The 382-nt window shown below is 45.5% G+C and carries 1 pseudogene; it reads right to left on the bottom strand.

Annotation, left to right across the window (positions count from 1 at the left end):
• Positions 1 to 149 (bottom strand): annotated as a pseudogene (locus tag PL640_RS25675) (acetate kinase); the annotation flags it as partial.
• Between the last annotated feature and the right edge of the window lie 233 nt (positions 150 to 382).

Here is a 382-nt window from a genome sequence, read left to right as displayed (position 1 = left end):
CCGTCCATTTTCCATTTGATACGGGCTTCCGGCAGGTGGAAGCATTCCGCTAAACCGGACAGATATTCGTCGCCGTTCACGGCGTCAAGGATAGCAAATTTCAGAGAGGAGCTACCGCAGTTCAGAACCAGTACTAACTTACTCGACATGGAAGTACCTTTTTATGATACGTGGCTAAAAAAACGTCAGTGTGTCATTAGCGTAGCGCAGGATGACCTCGACATTTATGATTAACATCATGCCTTGTTCTGTTTTCGGGCACGATGAGAGAAGTACATTTGATTTTATGCCATTTTGCATAATTTTCAGCCAATGGCAGAATATGCGATAATTTGACTAGCCTGGCAAAGAGTCTAACCGCCCTTTCAGGCGGGCACAGGAT

This window comes from Agrobacterium sp. ST15.16.024, from assembly GCF_027956545.1.
Lineage (GTDB): Bacteria > Pseudomonadota > Alphaproteobacteria > Rhizobiales > Rhizobiaceae > Agrobacterium > Agrobacterium cucumeris.
Note: the sequence above shows the minus strand (reverse complement) of the source record. Positions and strands in the feature narration are given on the sequence as shown.